This window comes from Alteromonas algae (assembly GCF_049117195.1).
Classification (GTDB): Bacteria; Pseudomonadota; Gammaproteobacteria; order Enterobacterales; family Alteromonadaceae; genus Alteromonas.
Window position 1 is genome coordinate 1,951,873 of the sequence record NZ_CP185260.1, and the last position, 22,224, is coordinate 1,974,096.

The 22,224-nt window shown below is 44.2% G+C and carries 17 protein-coding genes; all 17 read right to left on the bottom strand.

Annotation, left to right across the window (positions count from 1 at the left end; all coding sequences use genetic code 11):
• Nucleotides 1-52: 52 nt before the first annotated feature.
• The 17 genes from ACOJRU_RS08870 to ACOJRU_RS08950 all read right to left on the bottom strand — a co-directional run bounded on the left by ACOJRU_RS08870 (nt 53) and on the right by ACOJRU_RS08950 (nt 22,222).
• Nucleotides 53-2,371 carry an efflux RND transporter permease subunit gene (locus tag ACOJRU_RS08870; protein WP_421134653.1) on the bottom strand — a complete coding sequence of 773 codons (2,319 nt, stop codon included), beginning with the start codon at nt 2,369-2,371 and terminating at the stop codon, nt 53-55.
• 15 nt (nt 2,372-2,386) lie between these two features.
• Nucleotides 2,387-3,430, bottom strand: a complete 1,044-nt coding sequence (locus ACOJRU_RS08875; RefSeq protein WP_421134654.1) for a YCF48-related protein — start codon at nt 3,428-3,430, stop codon at nt 2,387-2,389.
• Between the two features lie 80 nt (nt 3,431-3,510).
• Nucleotides 3,511-4,878: a DUF1329 domain-containing protein gene (locus ACOJRU_RS08880; protein WP_421134655.1), complete on the bottom strand. Its 1,368-nt coding sequence runs from the start codon at nt 4,876-4,878 to the stop codon at nt 3,511-3,513.
• 11 nt (nt 4,879-4,889) lie between these two features.
• A complete protein-coding gene (locus ACOJRU_RS08885; RefSeq protein ID WP_421134656.1) occupies nt 4,890-6,953 on the bottom strand; it encodes a DUF1302 domain-containing protein in 2,064 nt (687 codons plus the stop codon).
• Nucleotides 6,954-7,216: 263 nt separating this feature from the next.
• Complete coding sequence (locus ACOJRU_RS08890; RefSeq protein ID WP_421134657.1) at nt 7,217-7,459, bottom strand: DUF2835 domain-containing protein; 243 nt, start codon at nt 7,457-7,459, stop codon at nt 7,217-7,219.
• Complete coding sequence (pepN, locus tag ACOJRU_RS08895) at nt 7,443-10,049, bottom strand: aminopeptidase N (protein WP_421134658.1); 2,607 nt, start codon at nt 10,047-10,049, stop codon at nt 7,443-7,445. Before pepN ends, ACOJRU_RS08890 begins: the two co-directional genes overlap by 17 nt.
• Before the next feature lie 31 nt (nt 10,050-10,080).
• Nucleotides 10,081-11,553: a Na+/H+ antiporter NhaC gene (gene nhaC / locus ACOJRU_RS08900; RefSeq protein WP_421134659.1), complete on the bottom strand. Its 1,473-nt coding sequence runs from the start codon at nt 11,551-11,553 to the stop codon at nt 10,081-10,083.
• Between the two features lie 25 nt (nt 11,554-11,578).
• Entirely contained in the window at nt 11,579-12,913 is a 1,335-nt protein-coding gene (locus ACOJRU_RS08905) for a sodium-dependent transporter (RefSeq protein ID WP_421134660.1), read from the bottom strand.
• Nucleotides 12,914-12,996: 83 nt separating this feature from the next.
• Nucleotides 12,997-15,039 carry a carboxy terminal-processing peptidase gene (gene prc / locus ACOJRU_RS08910; RefSeq protein WP_421134661.1) on the bottom strand — a complete coding sequence of 681 codons (2,043 nt, stop codon included), beginning with the start codon at nt 15,037-15,039 and terminating at the stop codon, nt 12,997-12,999.
• 4 nt (nt 15,040-15,043) lie between these two features.
• Nucleotides 15,044-15,712, bottom strand: coding sequence for an RNA chaperone ProQ (gene proQ, locus ACOJRU_RS08915; RefSeq protein ID WP_421134662.1), 669 nt, complete (start codon nt 15,710-15,712; stop codon nt 15,044-15,046).
• A gap of 13 nt (nt 15,713-15,725) precedes the next feature.
• On the bottom strand, nt 15,726-16,019 hold the full coding sequence (locus ACOJRU_RS08920; protein ID WP_421134663.1) for a hypothetical protein: 294 nt from the start codon (nt 16,017-16,019) through the stop codon (nt 15,726-15,728).
• Complete coding sequence (locus ACOJRU_RS08925; protein WP_421134664.1) at nt 16,016-16,477, bottom strand: GAF domain-containing protein; 462 nt, start codon at nt 16,475-16,477, stop codon at nt 16,016-16,018. Before ACOJRU_RS08925 ends, ACOJRU_RS08920 begins: the two co-directional genes overlap by 4 nt.
• Nucleotides 16,478-16,489: 12 nt before the next feature.
• Nucleotides 16,490-17,179 (bottom strand): SIMPL domain-containing protein, encoded by a 690-nt coding sequence (locus ACOJRU_RS08930; RefSeq protein ID WP_421134665.1) that lies wholly within the window; start codon nt 17,177-17,179, stop codon nt 16,490-16,492.
• 213 nt (nt 17,180-17,392) lie between these two features.
• Nucleotides 17,393-18,514 (bottom strand): pyridoxal-phosphate-dependent aminotransferase family protein, encoded by a 1,122-nt coding sequence (locus ACOJRU_RS08935; RefSeq protein WP_421134666.1) that lies wholly within the window; start codon nt 18,512-18,514, stop codon nt 17,393-17,395.
• A 465-nt stretch (nt 18,515-18,979) separates the two neighbouring features.
• Nucleotides 18,980-19,501 (bottom strand): gamma carbonic anhydrase family protein, encoded by a 522-nt coding sequence (locus ACOJRU_RS08940; RefSeq protein ID WP_421134667.1) that lies wholly within the window; start codon nt 19,499-19,501, stop codon nt 18,980-18,982.
• Nucleotides 19,502-19,515: 14 nt separating this feature from the next.
• Nucleotides 19,516-20,379, bottom strand: a complete 864-nt coding sequence (tesB, locus tag ACOJRU_RS08945; RefSeq protein ID WP_421134668.1) for an acyl-CoA thioesterase II — start codon at nt 20,377-20,379, stop codon at nt 19,516-19,518.
• Complete coding sequence (locus tag ACOJRU_RS08950) at nt 20,372-22,222, bottom strand: protein kinase domain-containing protein (RefSeq protein ID WP_421134669.1); 1,851 nt, start codon at nt 22,220-22,222, stop codon at nt 20,372-20,374. Before ACOJRU_RS08950 ends, tesB begins: the two co-directional genes overlap by 8 nt.
• Nucleotides 22,223-22,224 lie beyond the last annotated feature (2 nt).

Sequence of the window (22,224 nt, forward strand, 5' to 3'; positions counted from 1 at the left end):
ATAAAAAAAAGGGCCATATGGCCCTTTTTAGTGATTAGATATGCAAAAATAATTATGCACCCGGGTCGTTTTTATTCCACCAAAGGAACCTTGCAAGCGCTGGCAGTACTAAAATAGCGCCTAACATGTTCACAATGAACATAAATGTTAGCAAGATGCCCATATCCATTTGGAATTTAAGCGATGAGAATACCCATGTGCTTACACCAATGGCAAGGGTGATGCCGGTAAACAACACCGCACTTCCACGCTCTTTTAGCGCAGCAGTATAAGCTTCTTGCACTGTGGCACCTTTTTTCAGCATAAGGCTCTTGGTCGACAGTATATAAATACCGTAATCGACACCGATACCAACACCTAACGCAATAACAGGTAACGTTGATACCGTCAGACCTATTTGCAGATACGTCATTAATGCTTGTGCCAACACTGACACCACATAAAGTGGGATCACGACGACCAATGTTGCGCGTATCGAGCGGAAGCTAATTAAGCATAAGGCAATAACAGCACCAAATACGTAAAGCATCATTGGGTCTTGGGCTTCACTCACCGCTTCGTTCGTCGCAGCCATTACACCGACCGGGCCAGAGGCCAGACTGAATGTCATGTCATCAGTCTCATATTCAGTACGATGCGCTTTTACGGCGTCAACAACACGTGAGATTGTCTCCGCTTTGTGATCTTCCATAAATAGAATGATTGGCATCACTGAGCAATCACCATTTAAAAGACCAGACGACGTTGGTACGCGGGAAATAGCCTGCACTAATGTTTGCTGGTTACGTGGCAGGACCTGCCACTTAACGTTACCTTCGTTATAGCCCGCGTTAACGATTTTAGCCACTGAAGCAAGTGATACTGCCGACTGAACACCTTGCACGTTTTCCATTTTCCACTGAAAAACGTCCATCGCCTGCATAACACTGTGTGACGTACACGCCTCTGCACTGGTTTCGACAAGAATAGAAATATAATCAACGGTTACTTCATATTTGTCAGTAATTAAAAACGTATCTTGGTTATAGCGTGACGTTTCGTGCAGCGCAGGCGCACCGGCATGTAAATCACCAATTTTCATTTTTTGCGCTTGCATGTGCCCAAATACGAACAAGCACGCGGTAATCGTTAGAATGACGATCGCTGGCTTCTTACGAGAACACGCTGCTATGACTTCCCAAAACTTAGCATTAGCGTTTTCTTTACCTTCAAACTTCTTAACATAATCGTCGTCAAGCTTAAGAAAACTCATTAATACCGGAAGTAAAATCAGGTTGGTAAGGATAATAACGGCAACACCCATACTGGCGGTTATTGCTAATTCGCGAATAATACCGATATCGATGACCAACAGCGTCATAAAGCCTACTGTGTCAGAAAGTAATGCAATACCGCCGGGTACCAACAAACTTCTAAAGGCAGACATGGATGCGCGTTTTGCGCCAATACCAGTTACCGCTTGTTTCTCTACCGCATTAATCATCTGAACGCCGTGGCTGACGCCAATAGCAAAGACTAAAAACGGAACCAAAATTGACATAGGGTCCATGCCAAAACCAATTGATGTCAGTAACCCAAGTTGCCAAATCACGGCGACTACCGAACACAACAACGGCAAGAAGGTCAGCATTAAGCTGCGAGAAAAGAAATATACCATCACCGCAGTGATACCGATTGCGATGGCGAAGAACAGCAGTACATCTTTCGCGCCATCCGCAACATCACCAATCATTTTGGCAAAACCTATGATATGGATAGAGGTATTTTCGTTTTCGTACTGGCCGCGAAGCTGCTCTTCTAACTCTGCAGCAAGCGCAAGCGTATCAAGCGGCTCGCCTGTTTGTGGGTTAATATCAAGCAACTGTGCGGTGACCATGGCACAGCTATAGTCGCTTGCCACTTGACGACCAACAATATTCGCTTTTTCTATATTTGCCGCAACTAATGAAAGCGCGTCAGGGTTTGAAGAATCAAAGTCCGCAGGTATCACTGGGCCGCCAGCAAACCCACCTTCTACAATCTCGGTAAAACGGGTCGAGGGGGAGAATAATGAAATAACCAATGAACGGTTAACACCGTTGATAAAAAATAGTTGGTCATGCACATTCTTAAGTGTGTCAAAAAACGGCTGATTAAAAATGTCACCGTTGGTATCACATACAGAGACCAGTATGTTGTTTGCACCGCCAAAGTCTTTACGATGCTCAATATACGTTTGCATGTATTCATGATTTAGTGGGATGTTCTTTTCGAACCCCGCATCTAAACGCATCTTAGATGCTTGGAAAAGTAAGAAGACCGTTGCTATAGCAAACAAGGCTACAACAAGTTTTCTGTTAGCAAAAACAAGACGTTCAATAAAATGGGTCATAATGATAATACTGCCCTACTTTGAAGTTAGCGTTTTAATGCCATTCGCACTAACTGCAATTAACTTACCGTTAAAACTGATAGCATTGAGAAGCGCAGCTTTATCGTCAACCTGCGACACACTAATACCTTCACCCGGCGTACAATTAACTGGATTTGAAAATGGGTCACGGTCACTGATTGGTAGTGGACGTTGTGCGGTTACCATAATTCCGTTATTGCCAAGTGCAATAACGCTATCAGTTCCAGACACGATAGAGTTTAACGTACTGCTTGAGCATGTATTCACATACTCCCACGGACCTTCTTCTCTCATCACAAATATGTTGCCACGCAAACCAACGGCAAGTACCGTCGAGGCATCTAAGGGTTTAATATCAAAAAATGACCCAGTGTAATCAACACTATAGCGTTCCCACGATTTACCCATATCGACACTCGAGGCCAATAATCCGGACTCTCCAGCAAGGTAAAGCGTTTCACCATCACGGTTAACACGATTAAGGTGAGGGAGAATAGATTCCAGTTCTTGCTGGTAAAATGCCTCGTCTTCTTTCCTGATTTCTTCTAAATATTCACGACCGTAAGGGTCTAGTAGACTGGCGTGACGTTCAGCGTTCCAAGACTGACCGCCATCGGTGGTGCGATAAAATAAACCGTATGCACCTACTGCAATACCATGAGCAGCATCAAAGAAGAGTACATCTAAAAATGGACGCTGTAGGTTTGGTTGGAAATTTTGAACCTCCCACGTTGCGCCTTTATCTGATGAATGAAGAATTGTTGCATCGTGCCCAACCGCCCATATGTGGGAACCCACTACGGTCGCTGCGGTTAACGTTGATAGTGATGGAACAGACACCTGTTTGAAATCGATGCCATCGTCTGAGACTAAAACATGTCCACGTTCGCCTACGATGACGGCAAACGACTCAGCGTCAATGTCTAACAGCACCGACTGCTCAACTAATGGTGCGATAAATGCCTCTTCAGCGTGTGCTAATGACGCACTACCTAAAGCTAAAGATGCAGCGACGTACGCTGTAATGGTTTTACTCATTGTGAACCATTCCCCCTTTAATTATTCCGTGTTACATATGAAAACGGTTGGCAATGCCAACCGTTTGATGTGTAAAGCGATTAGCGTCTGCCTTCTCGTCGCAACGCTTGAGGTGTGAACTCCACATCTCTAGGTCTGACGGTAAAGTCATACATTTCTTCTTCGTTATCAAGACCAATGGCGAGGTAACGGCGTGAGTTTAAGTCATGATAAACATCAAGCGTAGACCATTGTGTTGGTACTTCATAGTAGTTTACACCATATGCTACGCCAACACGATAAAGCTCGCCGCGGTTATCATACATATCAGCGACTTGGATCTGCCAGCTATCTTCATCAATAAAGAACACACGTTTTTGATAAATGTGACGGAAACCTTCTTTAAGCGTCGCTTCAACAACCCATACGCGGTGCTTTTCCCAACGCGTTAAATCTGGATTAACGTGATTAGGCTGTAGAATGTTGTCATATTTTGCATTGTCAGAATGTAATGCGTAATTATTATATGCAACAAACATTTCCTGCTTGCCCACTAGGTTCCAATCGTAACGGTTAGGTGAACCATTAAACATATCGAAGTCATCAGTGGTACGAAGGCCGTCAGCTGCTGTTCCTGGCGTATCATAAGCGATGTTTGGCGCTAGGCGAACACGACGCTGACCTGTGTTGTACGTCCACGCTTTACGCGGCTCTTTAACTTGGTCTACGGTTTCATGAACAAGCAATGCAGTACCCGCCAAACGAGCAGGTTGCGTTACTTTCTGCTTGAACATAAACAACACGTTGTCTTCTGTAAGCTTCTCTGGCGTAGTGCCCTCTTCCGCATACTTTATAAGAAGCTGCTCATCAAAACCGATAACGTTGTAATCGCCTGTTGTTGTAACAGCAGCCTGTCCACCGTTACGCTGAACGGCTTCACCACGATAACGTAAAATATGGTTCCAAATTGCTTCCAACCCGTTTTGAGGAATTGGGAACGGAATACCTAATACCGCACCTTTTAAGCCGTTACCGCCATCTAGCAATTCTGCCGATGTCGCGTTCTTTCTTGTTGCATCATAAACCACTTGTGAGTTTGATGCAGAACGGCGTGTCGGATAGACCGGCATACGGAACGTATCAGGGTAAGCTTCGAATAATTTCTTCTGACCTTCAGATAAGAAATTCGAGTACTCTTTGTAGTTCTGTGCTGTAATTTCAAACAATACTTTGTCTTCAGGGTACGGATCTGGGTGATGATCCCCAACCGTGTAGCCTGCTGGCAATTCTGTAATACCACCGGTCCACGCTGGAATGCTTCCATCTGCGTTACCTGCTTTTTCTGCACCCAGTGGCGTTAAGCTGTCGCCTAGCTTATTGGCGTCGGCGTCAGACACTTTGGCCATCGCACTTGCACCAGAAAGTGCAAGTGATAATGCCGCTGCTAAAATACCTACTTTTCTAATCATAAATACCACTCTTAAATCGCATACTTGACGTTAAATGAAACGAAATCTCTGTCTGCTAGCGCATTGGTTGTACCAATACCGCCCCAGAAGGCGCTGTAAGACGCTGTTGCTGACCACTTACTTAAGTAATCAAACGTAAGCGATAGCGCCGCAGATTTAACATCTTCGGTGAAAAGGAATAACGGATCGGGAGTTGTACCCTCTACATCATGAGAGAATGTTGCACGGGCTCTCAAGTTAACACCTGCTGCAATACTGTTGTAATCAGCAACAGCAAGTAGACGATAACCCCACGCATCGTCGGTTGCAAATGGGTTTAACTCAGGTCCATCAGACAGTGCCTGATGTAAGCCTTCACGATTGTTACCGGTTGGGGTAGGCTCAAGTGAAGGTGTACGTGATGTACCTGGTGCATTCAAACGAATAAGGTTTGGATCAGGCATATCAACGATATTTACGTACCCTACTTCACCAAGAAGCACAAAGTTGTCAGCACCAAATTTGGGACCAAATACGTGAGACGCAGTAAACTGCATTTGCCAAGTATCAGAGAAGATGAAACCTTCAGCCGTCTCGCCAGGGCCCACTGCTCTACCGATATTGTTTAACTGAGAAATACCTGCCAAATCGGGGCGAAGTCCGGCGTTTGCAAGCTGCTCAGGCATACCCATATAAAGTAATTCAACGTCATCTAACTGCAATGGCTCATCAACACGGTATGCGAATTCACCTGCTAACGCTGTGGTACCAATATTGGTATTGAAGCTCATGCCGTAAAGTTTGATGTCTTCAGGATAGAAGAACTCTGACTGCGTAAATGCACCTAGTTCAGTAATGTTGTCGCGCGTCACTTCGTTGCCAGCTAAGAATGCTAAATCAGCACCGATACCTGCGGCAGTGAAGTCAGACGTTTTACCTGAAATTAACGGACGTTGGCTATGGTAGTTGATGTGATAGAAGCTGAATTCTGTTTCATTAATATTTTCAGCAAACCATGTCAAACGTAAACCAAACTGACCCTGGTCATCAGCGTCGTTGTGCGCCGCATCACCAAAGCCACGAATCGCTACTTTGGTAGGGTATGCAAGATAAGCTTGAGACACATCCGCAGCGTCTGCGCCAGCGCGAAGTAAGTCGCCATAGCCATTTAAGGCCGTCAATAAGTGATTCAAATCGATATCAGGGTTACCGCTGAAACCTAATTGAATATTTTGACGTTGACCGCCGTCGCCAGCAAAGTCGTTACCCGCAAAATAGCTACCTGAAACTGGTAGCCAGCTGCGCTGCCACTCATACTGATAATAGCCTGAAATGCTTAACGTATCGGTAAGGCCTAATGATGCGTATACCATTCCAACGGGAAGGAACACTTCACGAAGCTCAGCACCCGGTGCGCGAGCACGTGTTACGTCTACAGGGTTGGTTGTATTAATACCATGCTGAATGAACGTGCTTTCACCCCAGCTAATCACTTGACGACCGACGCGAACCGTTAACGGTTTCTCGCCTAACCACCAGTCACCATAGAAAAATGCATCATAAAGACGAATATCGGAGCAAAGTAAATCTGTGGAATCCGGATCCTGACACAGGTCGTAAGCTTGCCCTGTTATAGGGTTAGAATAAGGACGGTCATTATTTGATTGCTCAAAATCATAGAACCAGAAACCGCGAGCAAAAAAGCCATAATCACCAAAATTAATGTCTAGCTCATGGTTACCTGAAACTTGTGTGGCAAATGCATCACCTGGATCGTGTGCCAAATTACCCAAATCACCGTTTGTAGAGTAACCGCCGTTAGCCTGTGCCCAAACGTCGCTGCTTGTATAAAGTGGATTGAACGCAGCATGATAGCCTGACCAATCAAATTGCGGATGATTACTGTTTCCGATCAAGCTGTAGTCTCTATCTTCAGTACGAATACTCGTAGCTACAGTGAATGTGGAATCAAGAGAAATACTTACATCACCAACTTGCCAGTTTGCAGCGTGTGCAGGAAGTGCTGCAGCACCCAAGAGGGAAAGTACCCCTACTGCAACAGGTGACATCTTAAAAGCGCTAGGCCTGTTTATCATTTTTTTATACTCCCAAGTCGACGCGTAAGATAGCGTGACGACGTAACTAACCATACCATTTAACAAAATGATTACATCATTTTGTCAGAACCGCAAGAACTAATCCTACCAGTTAACAATATTTACAACATTAGTTGTATCAAATAGTTATTGTTTTGTAACCACTATAAAAAGTGTTTATGCGGGATATAAGTTTATTTGTATAAAAATTAAGTTAATTGCTTGTTTTTGGTGCAAAGAAAACCAATAACCTTCGAAATGTTTTACGATATGCGCTCAAACGATTTAATTTTATGCTTGGCATCGACCACCATTCGAAATCGCCCTTTTACCCCGTCGCTGTTAACAAATTGTCTCAATCTGTTGGCAGGTACTTGAACGCGAATACCGTTTTCTGCAAGCATCACCACGTTTGGTATGGCACCAGAGTAAAGTGCCTCACACTCAGTGTAAGGCACACTTATACTAAAATAGTAAATAATATCAGCGTTATGCACTAGCGTCATAAGCAAGACTTTTGCTTACTTTTTCAAACACATCTTTACTTAACCCTTTATGATTTAACAAACGGCTAAGCTGCGTTTTCATTTTTTCACGATGCTTTACGCTGAACTGGTGCCATTGGGTAAGCGGCGTAACAATTCGAGCAGCAACTTGAGGGTTTATTGCATCAAGCGTTAAGAGGTAGTCGGCCACAAACTTGTAACCGCTGCCGTCCTCTGCATGAAAACGTTCACTGTTATAAAATGCAAAGCTACCGATCAAAGCACGTACTCTGTTAGGGTTATCGTCACTAAATTGAGGGTGCTCACTTAACATCGTAATGGTAGACAGGATATTTTCATCAGGCTGAGTGGCATGAAGTGCAAACCATTTGTCCAATACCAGTCCATCGTGTTTCCATGCGTCTTCAAACTGTTCCATCAACGTAGTAAATGTTTCGCTTGAACAATGTTGCGCCGCACGCAATGCCCCCAGCGTATCGGTCATGTTATCTGCCGATGCAAATTGCGCCTTGGCAGCATCAGCAAACGCGGGTAGACGAGATAAATGTGCTAGCACAACATTTTTACAACGACGTGCATTAACGTCTGCTTGTTGGTAAACATAGGCGCGTGTTGCTATGTTGGTGTATACGTGTGCTAAGGCCTCTTCCAAACGTGTAGCAAAGGCCTGACAAAACGTATCACGGGCAACCGCTAACGCTTGCACATCAATATCGCTTCGTGTCTGACAAAGTGTCTCGAAAGAAGGAATAACCAAACATTCTCCCAGCAATTCATGATTATCCGCGTTGTCCATAATCGCATCATGAAGGCCTGTCCAGATGTCTTCACTAATGGCTGCATTTTTATCCTGCTCGAAAGCACCAATACAGCGGTCATAGAGAGATTGTAGGGCGTCCCAGCGACTAAATGCATCGTTCGCATGGGTGAAAATAGTCAACAGGTCTAATGTAGATTGCGCGTTGACGACCTTAACGGGGGCAGAAAAGTTACCTAAAACGACAGGGATAAGATGTTTCTGTTTGGCGGTAACGGTTACAGTTTGCTCGCTATCATCTAGTATAAGTACACCATTTTTAATGAGACCGTCATCGTCATCATAGTGATTGCCCTCACGGTCAATTAATTCCACAGCAATGGGGATATACAGCGCCTCTTTTTCTTTTTGATCTGCCGTCGCAGGGGTATTCTGCGTTATTTTGAATACATGAACATAATGAGTACTTTGTTCATCTAGGTGATGGCTGACGGTAATTACCGGTGTACCAGATTGACTGTACCAGCGAGAAAAGTGTGCCAGGTCTAATGAAGTAGCTGACTGCATTGCCGCGACGAAGTCGTCGCACGTTACAGCTTGCCCGTCATGCCGCTTAAAATATTCATCCATGCCCTGCCTGAATTTGTTCGGCCCCATCAGGGTATGCAGCATACGAATCACTTCAGCCCCTTTATCGTAGACGGTTACGGTATAGAAATTATTCATTTCAATGACTTCATCAGGTCTTATAGGGTGGCTCATCGCGCTGGCATCTTCCGCAAACTGATGTTCTCGCATCACTCTTACGTGTTTGATGCGATTACTAAGCTCTGATGTCATATCGGCACTAAACTGCTGATCCCTAAATACGGTAAGCCCTTCTTTTAAACTTAACTGAAACCAGTCACGGCATGTTACGCGATTTCCTGTCCAGTTATGGAAATACTCGTGTGCAATCACCGCTTCTACATTGAAGAAATCATCATCAGTCGCTGACGTTTGCTCGGCAAGTACAAACTTTGAATTAAACACATTGAGACCTTTATTTTCCATTGCGCCCATGTTGAAGAAATCAACGGCGACAATCATGTAAATGTCTAAATCGTATTCTAGGCCAAAAACGTCTTCGTCCCATTTCATTGCACGTTTTAACGACGAAAGTGCAAAAACACCTTGTTGCTTTTTGCCCTTATCGACATACAACTCTAATGCCACTGGCTTATTGCTAGCAGTAATGTAGCTATCTGTAATAACGTCAAAATCACCTGCCACTAAAGCAAATAAATAACAGGGTTTGGGATGAGGGTCGTGCCATACCACAAACGGTCTGCTGTCTGACGTTGTGCCTTTATCAATTGGATTGCCGTTGGATAGCAACTGTGGCGTGTTTGCGTTGCCGATAACTTTTACCGTATAAACCGACAGCACGTCAGGCCTGTCTAAAAAGTAAGTAATACGACGGAAGCCTTCCGCTTCACATTGGGTACAGTAAGCGTTATTGGCGAGATAAAGCCCCTCCAACGCTTTATTGTTCTGAGGGTCTATTACGCATTCGGTTTCTAACACAAACGTTGAACGTTCGGTGTTCACCGTCAGTGTATCGTCAGTTACATGGAAATCTTCGAAAGCAACATCATCTATTGTTAATGCACAAAGGGAGAGCTTATGCCCATCTAGAATTAAAGGCTGGGTATGACTCCCTACTCTTTCTATTTCTAGCCGACTGACAACACGGGTAGCCGTAGGGTGAAGTGTAACGGTAAGGTTGACGGTTTTGATAGTAAACGCAGGGGGCTGATAATCAGCCCTGCGCTTGATATGAACTGATGACATAGTCACTCCTAAGAGAAAACCTATGCACTACCTATTGGCGTTCTTCTCTTGGCAACACCACATCAGGTGGAGTAAGACGAAGTATTTTTATGCCAAAGTATGCATATATAACGGCCAGGATTGGATTGATTACATTGAAAAATGCATAGAAAATATAATCAAATGGATTCACTAATAATACACCGTGCATATACGCACCGCATGTATTCCAAGGGATTAATGGAGAGGTTAGCGTGCCACCATCTTCTAAACTGCGAGAAAGGTTTAGTTGGTGCAAATTGCGCTTTTTAAATTCTTCTTTAAACATGCGTCCCGGCATAACAATTGAAATGTACTGGTCAGCCGTTACTAAATTGGTACCGATACATGTAAGTATTGTTCTGCTCACCATATCACCGGCTGACTTCGCGCCCATCAATATGGTCGACACCGCACGCTTTAATAAGCCAACGCGGTCAAGAACCGCGCCAAAAGACATTGCACAAATAATTAGCCATATCGTGTTAAGCATCGACGACATACCGCCTCTAGACAGTAAACTATTAAGTGTTTCATCCGGTGTAGAAAAACTGACGCCGTCAAAAAGCGCCGTCCATACTACTTTTAACACACCAATGTTCTCACTGTCTTGCGTTGACGCAAGTGATGACACCACATCCCATTGAAACAACACAGCCCACACGCCACCGAGTAGCGCGCCGATAAAAACAGCAGGAAATGCAGGCATTTTCTTTATCGCGAGCGTTAACAGTACGGCAAGAGGTATAAGAAGATGCCAGCCAAGGTTAAACGATGTGTCGAGCAACGATTGCATTTGTTCAATACGATCTGCTTTAGCATCACCGACTTCGCTAAACCCTAAAATAACGAATAATACGATAGCAATAATAAAACTTGGGATGGTCGTCCACAGCATGTAACGGATGTGTTCAAACAAATCGGTACCCGCCACCGCCGGTGCTAAATTGGTCGTTTCAGAAAGGGGAGAAATTTTATCGCCGAAATACGCGCCTGAGACCACTGCCCCCGCCGTTATGGCTGCAGACATTTCCATGCCCGCTGACACGCCCATTAACGCAACACCAACGGTTGCCGCTGTCGTCCATGAACTACCAATGCTCATTGCGACAACCGCACAAATAACACACGTAGCCGCATAGAAAAAAGACGGATTGAGTAACTCTAGGCCATAATATATCAGTGTGGGAACGGTTCCAGCTAACATCCATGTGCCAATCAATGACCCAACCGCTAGCAAAATAAGGCAGGCACCTAACGACATAGAAATACCGTCAACAATACCCTTTTCAATGGTTTTCCAGCTGAATCCATTTTTCATGCCGATAATGGCTGCAAGTCCCATCGCCAACAGCAGCGCGATTTGATTAGGACCATATGATGAGTTGTCATCAAATAAATATACAGCGCCGCCCATCATTACAATCAGCGAAACAATCGGTATTAGCGCATCTAAGAGTGAGGGCGTTCGTAATTCTTTTGTCATTATTATTATTTTAAAAACCTAAACGTTAAAAAACTGAGCGATAAAACATAAGCGCAATAATTACCGGGCAAACAAATTTCACATACCATGGCCATATTTTCCAAAAAATACCATGTTCAGCGCCTTCATTACCTTGTTTGAGTTCGGTTAAAATAGAGTCTCTACGCCACACCCAACCGGCAAAAATACACAGCACAAGCCCAAGCAGGGGCTGACTATACTCAGTAGTTAGGGCGATAACAAAGCCAAACAACAAATCAAAATTAGTGATAATTGCGCAGCTTAACCCGAAAATAATTGTCGCCATCAATAATACCGCTTTGTCACGCTTGAGTCCTTTGCTTTCAACCATAAACGCAACGGGTACCTCAAGCATGGAAATAGATGACGTTACCGCGGCAATTGCCATGAGCGCAAAAAATGTAAACGCCACAAAAACACCTACGCTACCAATGGTGTCAAACAGCGCTGGAAGCACTTTGAATATCAATGAGTCACCTTGAATGAGCGCGCCCTCAGGGGTAAAAATTTCTACACCGTTATTGAGTGCTACATACATAGCTGGAATAATTAACATACCGGCAATAACCGCAACGCCGATATCTACCAGCGCAACAGATGCGCCAATAGTAGGAAGGTTTTCGCTTTTACTAAGGTACGAGCCATAAACGAGCATAGTCCCAACACCCAAAGACATGGAGAAAAACGCTTGGCCCATCGCATTAACTAACAACTCTGGGTCAAGTACTCGTGTAAAGTCAGGAACAAGATAGGCGCTCCACCCTTCGCTCGCTCCAGGCTGCATGCTGACATAGATAATGAGCGCGATAATAAGCAATACCAAGGTGGGCATAAGACGAACAGACCATTTTTCAATACCTGACTTAACACCACCAACTACAATGAAAGCGGTTAACGCCATGAAAAAGAAGCAAAATATTACGTTACGCGTAACCGATGAGGTCAACAACCAATCACTTGCAGCCTGCATTCCTACAAGGTTTACCGCCGCATCGGCGAAATGAACTAGCATCCAGCCGCCCACAATTGCATAAAATGCTAAGATGAGCGATACCGTAACGCACCCCCATAACCCTACAGCACGCCCGACGAAATTACCGGATATGCGGCCTAGCGCATCCACCATATTAGAACGGGAGTGTCGGCCGATGATTAACTCAGCCATTAGAACAGGGTATGCGAGAACAAAAGCGAGTAGAAGGTAAACAAGAACGAATGCTGCACCACCGTTACTTGCTACTTTGGTTGGAAAGCCCCATATGTTACCCAGCCCTACTGCAGAGCCTGCGGCGGCCAGTACAAACCCTATACGAGAGGAAAACTCGCCTCTGATAGCCATGTTATTTCCCTTTATTATTGTTGTTTTGGATAGCCAGACACAAAAAAAGGGCTGGCCAAAGACCAGCCCTTTTTAGACTGACTTTATTCTGTTGTTATCGCGTATCGACCAGTTTCAATCATGTCGAACGTAATATTCGCTGCTTCATCAAGAAACGGGTCTAATTCTTCCATATCTTCGGGTAGATCATCCAGTGATACGACAACATCCATTCCCATGCGCTGTAAACGTTCGTTAGCACGTGACAACGATTTTGCTTCAGCCTCAGCTTTTTCGGCTTCTCTTTCAGACTTTACAAGCGATATATATTCTTTATCTTTGTTCTTTTTATATTCACCGATATCTTCATAAATATATGAAAATTCAGGGTTTTGCATAATGCGTTTATTATGCTTAGCCGTGAGAACGTCGAGTGCAGCCGTTCCATCAGCAAATGTGGTGTAATTAGCACGGTTTATACTATCCCATGGCAAAGCGTTTTCTGCTTGGCTTTCACCCCACTCGGCTGGCTCGACAGCAGAAGGATATAGTATATCAGGCACTACGCCTTTGTGTTGTGTGCTTCCACCATTGATGCGATAGAATTTTGCGATAGTGAATTGCACACTGCCCAACGGGTTATCATAAAGGTCATATATCTTTCCTAAACCTCTATGCTGCTGAACCGTACCTTTACCGAACGTTTGTTCACCAACAATAAGGGCTCGGTTATAATCTTGCATAGCAGCAGCGAAAATTTCTGATGCTGACGCGCTGTATCTATCAACGAGTACTGTTAGTGGACCATCGTACGCCACACTACCATCTGTATCACGGTTTACGCTAACTTTGCTCTGACCATAACGAATCTGTACAACGGGGCCTTTTTCGATAAACAAGCCAGTAAGCAGTGTTGCTTCAGTTAATGAGCCACCGCCGTTGCCTCTTAAATCAACAATTATGCCCTTAACGTTTTGTGCTTTTAGGCTGTCGATTTCTTTCGCAACATCGGCATGAAGATTATTATAAAAGCTTGGTATTGTTATAACACCTAGCGGCTGGTTAGCGTGTGGGCCTGATTCAGGCGTGTACACTTCTGACTGCGCAGCGCGGTCTTCCAGCTTAATTTTATCTCGTGTCAGGCTAACGATAGAGGTAGATTTTGCATCAGTGACGCCCTTCTCTACCTGAAGTCGAACGGTACTGCCTTTAGGGCCTTTAATTAATTCAACAACTTCATCCAAACGCCACCCTATAACGTCAACAAACTCTTCGTCGTCTTGCGCAACACCTACAATTTTGTCTTCAGGCTTTATTGCTCCAGATTCATCAGCCGGGCCGCCTGGTACAACACTCTTTATGACGGTGTAATCATCTTCGCTCTGCAACACCGCACCGATACCTTCAAAGGAAAGGTTCATTTCCATTTGGAATCGATCTGCGTTACGCGGAGATAGGTAGCTAGTATGTGCCTCGATAGTGCGTGCGAACGCGTTCATCGCGGTCTGGAAAACATCTTCGCTCTTTGTTTGCTTCGTGCGTTTTATGGCTCGCGTGTAGCGTTTTTCTAACAGTTCCTTTGCTTCTTCCCACGTTTTATCTGCAAGCACTAAATTAAGGGCGTCGTATTTAACACGTTGTCGCCAGATTTCATCTAGTTCAGCGGTGGATTGAGGCCAGTCAGCGTCTTCTCGCTCGTAGAAAAACTTATCTTCGGCTTTTTCAAAATCGAAAGGCCCTTTGTCTAATAGCGCTAACGCGAATTCATAACGTTCAATTCGGCGCTGTGCACTCACATTGTACATATCATATGCGATAGACAAGTTGCCTTTACGCAACGCCTCGTCAAATTGCGTTCGATACGGTTCGAACGCAACGACATCAGACAACAACATAACTTGTTTGTTGTGGTCCAATGACTCGATGAAGCGTTGGTAAATGCGGGCGGAAAGTATATCGTCCAACGAAATTTCTTGATAATGCGCTCGGGTAAAGAGTGCACTAACTCGCTTTGCAGCAACACTGTGTTGAGATTCTTGTTGAAGAACAGGAAGCGATTCTACATCAGGGGTTGTGGTAACGGCGCTTGCGCCCACCCCTACCGTAAGAAATGCACTAGCGATTGAAATTCGAAGGATATCTTTCATATATTTACGACCTCTTGGAGCGTGCCAAACGTAAAGCGTCTGCTTGTACTTTTACCACCATACCTGAGTCAACTTGGACATGAATACCGTCTTTGGCAACTTCAGTAATAACCGCTGGCATTGGCGTTTTGCCTACCTTAACCGTTACTAAGGTACCTTGCTTAAGATCAGCGTCAGTCAATTTTTCAGGTGGTGTCTTTATTGGTCTCTCTGTTTTCGGTTTAGTTCCCTGCTTGTTAGCAGAAGGTGCCGATTGAGTAGACTTTTCGCCTTTTGGACGCGTAAATTGGCGTTTTTCTTTACGCTTAGGCTGTAGCGCTTGCTTCGCCTTACGCTTTTCTGCCGCTTTTGCTTTGCTCTCTTCTAACTGAGCTTGAGCATGGTCCGCATGATCTTTTTCAATTGCATCACCCTCAACACCGTCTAAGTCAACGCGTTTAGCGCCTTCTTTAACACTGTAAAGGTAACGCCAACTGTTAGTGTAATGGCGCAACGTTGACCTTAACAACGTTTTGCTCACGCGTTCGTCGTTATCAAGCCTTTCGGCTAGGTCTTGAAATATGCCTATCTTAAGTGGACGGGCTTCGCCTTCAATGCTAAAGCATTTCGGGAATGTCTCTGCAAGGAAAGCTATTACTTCCTTGCTATTGGTAAACTTCTCTGGTGATTCCATTTAACTTTCTAAATTATTCAGGAGATTCTTCGTTACTCTCATCATCCCAAGTTGCCAGCGCGTGGTCAACCCAATCGAGTAATTCATCGTCCTCTATTTCTAATAAATGAGCGTCTTGCTGCCAAGATTCCCAAGCGTGGTGTAATATTTGTTCAAGGCGTGACGTTTCTATATCTTCATCAGCAGCATCGAATATAGCGTGTAAAATGAAATTTAAACGCTCAGATGCCTCATCCGGATCGTCATGGAAGTCTTCCATATCTTCGAAAGTAGAAAGTACGACATGAATATCTACGTTTGATTTCATAATGTCGTCTGTGATTTTACCAATAAATTAGCGATTTCGGTAATTCCTTTTTCATCTTCCTCATCGAAACGAGAAAAGACGGGGCTGTCTATATCCAAAACGCCCACTAAATCACCATTTACAATGATAGGCACCACAATCTCTGAGTTAGAAGCAGCGTCACAAGCGATATGCCCATCAAATGCATGAACATCAGCAACGCGTTGAACGTGTCTTGTCGCTGCTGCCGTGCCGCATACGCCTTTTCCCATAGGAATTCGAATACATGCTGGCTGTCCTTGAAACGGGCCAAGCACTAACTGGTCTTCCTTGAACAGGTAAAACCCTGCCCAATTAACCTCGTCGAGGTGGTTAAACAGAAGTGCACTTACGTTTGCCATATTCGCAATTAAGTCATGCTCGCCAGACATCAGGCTATCAGCCTGTGCCGCTAGTCGAGCATACAGTTGTTCTTTCAAGCGGTCGCCTTACTATTGTTTAATATTAAAACTTACATTTACACGAGCCTCTACGGTCTCCGTACCGGGTAAAGACATCGACATATCTTTTGAAAACGCTTCAGCTCGCATAACCGGAATCGGCATATTGCCACCAGATTCAGATATTGCAACCACTTCGCCAATTTCAACGCCTAATTCTTTTGCAAGAATACTTGCACGCTGCTTCGCGTTTTTAACCGCTGCAATCAGCGCTTTTTCATAACTATCGGTATTAGAAATGTTAATAAATGAGAATTGTTGTATTCGTTCAACTCCCCTTTTTAAAACGCCGTCTATTACTTGGTCATAGTTATCAATATTTTTGTCGGTGATAGCAATCTCACGACTTAGCGAAAAACCTTGCTGTTTTCGCCCTTCCGGCGTGTTTACATAACGCGGGGTTAACCTTACCTGCATAGACTGAATATCATCTTCTGCAAGCCCTTGCTCAAGAAGAAAGCTCACAATACTGCGTAAGTCGCTTTGTAGTACCGTATTTAGTTTACTTACCGTCGCGCCATGCTGTTCGACAACAAACGTCACTGAGTATGCATTTGGCACCACCGAGATAGCTCCCACACCTTGTACATTTATTTGACTGCTGTGCTGTGATAACGCAGAAAAGCTCGCCGTCGAAGTGACGAGTAGTAATGAAATAATTGTTAACCACGTTGAGCGCATAATAGCTTCCTTTTTACAATGATAGTCAGTGTAGCTTAACGTTGTGCGTATGAATAAAGTATGAACAAAATAAAACAACACGCAGCGTTGACACTATGCTAAAGCATCTATGCATTGCGTCATGCAAATAAACGCTTAAATGCAGTTATAAAGCGTTTAAACAAAAAATGAGCCTTATTGGCTCATTTTTATTTTATGAAATTTCAGTTTACATCAGGACAGTACAGCTTTTAACGATGCAATACAGTGGTCAATATTACGCGGCTTGCATGCATACCCCATTAAGCCAATTCGCCACACTTTTCCAGCGTGCGCGCCTAACCCTGCGCCTATTTCTAAGTTGTAGTCATGCAACAGTGTTGATCGTACATCGGTATCGCTTACCCCATCCGGAATTTTTACCACATTAAGTTGTGGGAGACGGAAAGATTTATCAACCGTAAGTTCAAGACCAAGCGATGCAAGGCCAGAGGCCAAGCTTTCATGGCCTGTCGCGTGTCGCTTCCACGCATTCTCAAGCCCTTCTTCACGCAACATAAGCAAAGATTCGTACATCGCGTACATACTGTTTACCGGGGCGGTATGATGATAAGCACGTTTTGCTCCTTTCCCCCAGTAACCCACAATAAGGTTCATATCTAGAAACCAGCTTTGTACTTTGGTTTTTCGATTTTGAATAACATGAACGGCTTTTTCACTAAATGAAACCGGTGAAATACCTGGCACGCAGCTTAAACACTTTTGAGAGCCTGAGTAGATTGCATCTATCCCCCACTCATCAACGCACAGTTCAACACCGCCTGACGAAGTAACGGCATCAACAATAGTGAGACAGTCATATTTTTGAGCAAGTTGGCACAATACCTTTGCGTCATTTCTTACACCAGTAGACGTTTCAGCATGAACAAATGCCACTATTTTTATGTCGCTATTTTCTTTCAGCGCGTCTTCTACAGCGTTTACGTCGGTTTGCGTACCCCACTCATTGTTAATGGTAATGGGTACACCACCACAGCGCTCAACATTCTCTAGCATGCGGGTTCCAAACACGCCATTAATACACACAAGTACTTTGTCGCCCGGCTCAATTAAGTTCACAAAACATGCTTCCATGCCTGCTGAACCTGGCGCTGAGATAGGCATTGTAAGCGCGTTCTCGGTTTTGAAAGCATACTGAAGGAGCGCTTTTGTCTCATCCATTAGCTCGATGAATAACGGATCAAGATGACCAAGCGTTGGACGAGCAATCGCGTTGAGCACGCGAGGACTAACATCAGATGGACCCGGCCCCATTAAGGTGCGCTCGGGCGGTAAGAATGTAGATAGCGATTTCATGATAAGTCCATTGTTTAATAGGGTATTGTCATTCTCACAGTGATGCGACGAGGAAACAACCGCCTGTTGTGAATATAAATACAATGAATACTGTTGCGACAGCACATTCACATAAAATTTAGCTAAACTGGAGCATGGTAGGATTTAAACGACGTTAAAAATTTTAAAACAGGAAGGTTTTTTCAACTTGTTGATTTTTCTTTGAGTTTAGCGAAAAGATCCCTATCATTCTCTTTGCAATATAACTTTCAAAAAAAAATGTTTATAAAATAAACAAGTGTGGACTATACTAAATTCACTAGACAGATTTGTTTAGATGAAATTCTCCCTTGTAAGAGTTAGCGCACGGCTCATTAATGAGCCATTCCCCTAGGCCCGGAACGTTTGTTCTGGGCTATTTTTATTGGGGTAACGGTGCATGATTTAGGCTTTTAGGTATAGCTTGCTGAATAGGCCGCGATACTTTTATGCCTCTTGCAATGCACGCTTATAGTGTTCAGCGTTGTCTTTATAATGCGTTGCCGATGCTTTTAATTTACTTTCAACGTGTTCAGGTGCAAATGTTTTCACGACTTTGCCTGGCGAACCTACCACTAAACTGTAATCTGGTATAACCATATTCTCCGTAATGAGCGCATTAGCTCCAATGATGCAAAACTTACCTATTTTGGCACCGTTAAGTACAACTGCATTAATGCCAACAAGCGAGTAATCGCCAATTGTGCAGCCATGCAACATCACTTTATGGCCTATGGTTACGCCCTCGCCGAGTGTCAGCGGAATACCCTTGTCAGTGTGCAGCACACTGCCGTCTTGAACATTAGTCGATGGACCAATCGTGATACAGTCCATATCGCCGCGTATCACGGCGTTAAACCAGACACTAGAATAGGCGTCCATGTTGACATTACCAATGACGTGCGCGCCAGGTGCAATAAATCCTGTGTTATCTATGTTTGGGACTAACGTTCCTAATGTATATTTCATGATCCAGTTCCTTTTTATTCGCTTACTTGCCGCATAAGGCCTTCTTGCATCGTTGACGCTATCAGTTCGCCATCTTGAGTAAATATTTGTCCTTTCACGATGCCCCGAGCCCCCCCGCTAAATGGGCTCTCCATCGCATACAGTAACCACTCGTTAAAATTAACGGGGCGATGAAACCACATCGCATGGTCGATAGTGGCGATACGAAGAGACTTATCCGTAACGGCAATACCGTGAGGCTGCAGTGACGTACTTAAAAAGTGGTAATCTGATGCGTAGGCAAGTGCGGCTTGATGCATCGCTATTGATGACGTCAAATTGTCTCTGGCACGCATCCATATATACCGTGTAGGCGGCCTTTTAACCGGTTGGTAGGAGTTTGCTGCTTCAACAGTTCTTATATCGACGGGCTTATGGTAACTCAATGCTTCTCGCATTGGCTGCGCTATCTTATTAAAGTTTGCCTCGTAAAATTCGATATCAGACTGAACGTCTTCTGGCGGAGGGACAATAGGCATGTCAGCTTGCTGGTGATGCATTCCCTCTTGGGGAACCTGAAACGACGCCGTCATGTAAAAAATGTTTTTACCGCCTTGGATCGCTTTCACTCTTCTAGCAGAGAAACTTCTTCCATCTCTTACACGCTCTACGTCATAAACGACGGGCTTTTTTGCATCGCCAGGCAGTAAGAAATAAGTATGAAATGAATGCGCTACTCTATCGGCATCAACCGTTTCATAAGCAGCGGCTAAGGCTTGCCCAAGCACTTGTCCGCCAAACAATGCTCTAAAGCCTAAATCCCAGCTCTGGCCTCGGTAAAGTTCAGACTCAATAGTCTCCAATTTAAAGAGTGATGTGAGTTGTACATCATCAGACATGATTATTATTCTCTATTTCTGCTTTGGGGTTTCGTGGGTAGTACTTCTCAGGTAAGTGTGCTCGGTGCTCAAAGAAGCGGGTATCTTTATAGGGCAGTTTCATGAATCCCGAAATGCCTATCCCGTTAATTGCGGGAATATTGTCTACAAGAGAAGCTAAAAGCGCGTTAAACACACTGTCCTGTTCATGGTCTAGAAGCGTATAGTAACTATGTACTTTTAAATGGGTTGGTAATGCTTCGAATATAATACACCCAGTATGATGAATGGCATTCAATTTTGTTAAAATAACCATAATCTCGTCAGGAAGCTCTAACAGTTCATCGGGATCGTCGCCATCTTCGAAATACGAATGCGTGCGCGTTTCGTCTTTTACAATTGGTGCTTTAGATAATTCAAATGGAATAATGCAATCTTCTGTGGGCACAAATGGCGATGCTTCATTATCACGTTCTATATGCAGTGTATTTTTTGCATTAAACATACAGCACTTAAATACGCCAGGTTTATGGATTGCTCGGGCTAAATGAATAACATTATTCACCGCGTGGTCAAACGCATGTTTGAGTGTTTCATCGTACAAATTTAGACTTGAATCAACATAGATGCCTTCGGGTTCCCATCTTACCGCAACACCGCCCACAACGGGGTAGCGGCCTAACCGACTAATCGCTGATATGAACGCTTTTTCAGTATCGCCCATTCCCTGAAGATAATTTTTGTAGTATCGGTCAAACTGTGCGTCATCTATGTAGCGTAAGGCGTCGACTTCAAGTGCTGACTGCTGGCGTAAATACGACTTACGAGAACTGTATACCACGGTTTCAATATCGGCGTTAGTACTGCTTACCCAGGTGGGTATAAAAGGCGTGATTGCGGGGAGAGCATCATCGATAAACACCATATTTTTTAATACATGAAGATGATTAAAAAAGTAATCTCCACCTTCTCTTCGCTCTTTATCCTCATCGCTGAGCATGTAAGTAAGAATGCTAGACAACATCTTAGGTAAACCAAGAGAAGACGGACGAATAACGTTATGACCGTAGCGGCTAGATTGGCCTGACGCTAACGCATACAGCGTGCTCGCTAACCCTTGCTCGTCAAATCGAGGGGAAGATAGCGCCCCATTAAGCTGATCATGCCCTATAAAATAGACGTCTCCCAACCTCGCGTTGGTTTGGTGAAGCTCTCCGGACATTAAATCCATCACATTATTGCCGACATAATGGCCATCAGCGTCGGTTTGTGCGAACACCGATGAGCCCCAGTCTATCAGGCCTATTAATTCTTCACTCTCATTCCACACAATATTAGATGGTTTAATATCGCCATGGACTAATGGTTTTTGCTCGCCATTTTGTTTAAATTGACGAAATGATAAGAGCAACTCGCCCAATTGAACGGCAAGTTTAACGATAATTCTGGGTGATAATGGGCCGTATCTCAGACTCACCTTTTCCAGATCATCTCCAGGGGCTCGCTCCATCACCAAAATAGACTGCTTACCAACTTGCTGATAAGCAATAAGCGCGGGAACGTATTTATGTTTAACATGAGAAAGCATAAACGCTTCCTCTTCTAATCGGTCTTGCACATGCTGGGGAAGGTTAATACGTGAAAACTTGAACACGTGCTCTATGCCTTGCTGCGAGATACCAGCAAACGCGAAGCCGAACGCCCCTTTTCCGAGTAACTCTACATTACTATACCCCAAGCCTCTGAGCTGTTCGGTACAAAGGTGAACCCAATCTTTAAGCTTCTTAGCGTCGGCATGCGACAATAAGTAGATAGATTGCTCATCAGGGATATAAAAATGTTTAAGAGCATTAAGCTGCGACATAA